1 protein-coding gene is annotated in these 1171 nt (G+C 67.3%); it reads left to right on the forward strand.

What is annotated here, in order from left to right; translation table 11 throughout:
- Positions 1-212 precede the first annotated feature (212 nt).
- Complete coding sequence (locus tag C1A33_RS26025) at positions 213-1058, forward strand: glycosyltransferase family protein (protein WP_101834174.1); 846 nt, start codon at positions 213-215, stop codon at positions 1056-1058.
- Positions 1059-1171: the final 113 nt, after the last annotated feature.

Genomic DNA, 1171 nt, shown 5'->3' on the forward strand with positions numbered 1-1171 from the left:
GGCCGGGACCCAGGCCGAGCGGGGGGTTCCTGATCGCGAAGGGCATGCGCCGAGGCTAGGACGCCGCCCGTCCCCTGGCATCCGACCAAAGTCGACAGCCTCGCGCCGACGGTCGCACCGCTCGACCCCGCCGGCACGCCGAAGGATGCTCCTATGGATGTCAAGCAGCTAGGTGCCCGTCGGTGGCGCATACGGATAGCGGGAACGAGGCCATGGCAGCAACGCTCGTAGAAGCCTGCATCGTCAACCACAACAGTTCCGAGTTCACCGAGCTCGCGCTGCGTACCCTGGTCGCGACACACGACAGCCGCATGAAGGGCGGGGAACTTCGGATCACCGTTCTCGACAACCACTCCACCGACGACGGGCTTGCTGATCTCCGGGCCGCGACACAGGATCTCGCCGTGGCGTGGGAACTCTCACCGTGGCCGGCGGCCGAGTCGGCGGTCAACAGCCACGGTGATGTCCTGCGTGCCTTCGCGCTGGCCCACGAGGATGCATCGCACCTGTGGTTCCTGGACTGCGACGTGACCTTCACCCAGCCTGACTGCCTGGGCGTCATGCTCGCCGACTTGGCCGCGGAACCGGACCTGTGGGCAGTCCAGGCCCGGTTTCACTGGCTCGAACAGCACCAGGGGCCGGGGGCCAGTCTCGACATCTGGGCGGGACGCCGTCACGAGCTGTGGGCGAGTATCGGACTACCACCGGCACGGTCGTTTCCCGGGGTGCACAAGCGGCGCTGCCACCCGGCGTGCACCCTCATCGCCAACACCCCGGTCTTCCGCCGAGTCGCCGACATCATCGGCCTGTCGGCCGGTTTGATCCTCAGCGTGGACGAGCGGTTCGCCGGCTTCGCTGACACGCTCGGCCCCGCCTCCCTCGCACTGGAAACCCACGGGCTGCGCTACGCGCTCTCCGACGCCGTCGTCGGCCACTACCACGGTGTGACGTACCACGACCCCGCAAACCCCGTCGATACCAAACGTGCTGAATGCCGACAGCGCCTAACGGCGTTGCGAGCAGGAAGCGACAGCAGCACGAGTCTGCGGCCCCGGTGAGCTCGGCAAAGCCTGGCCTCGCGGTGATCCAGGTCGCAAGCAGCAACAGCGATCGTCCGGTGAAGGCTCCCATCAATGTCAAGCAGCCACGGGAAGATCCAGAGTGCCGGAGG

Origin of the sequence: Frankia canadensis, assembly GCF_900197875.1 — a bacterium.
Classification (GTDB): Bacteria; Actinomycetota; Actinomycetes; order Frankiales; family Frankiaceae; genus Frankia; species Frankia canadensis.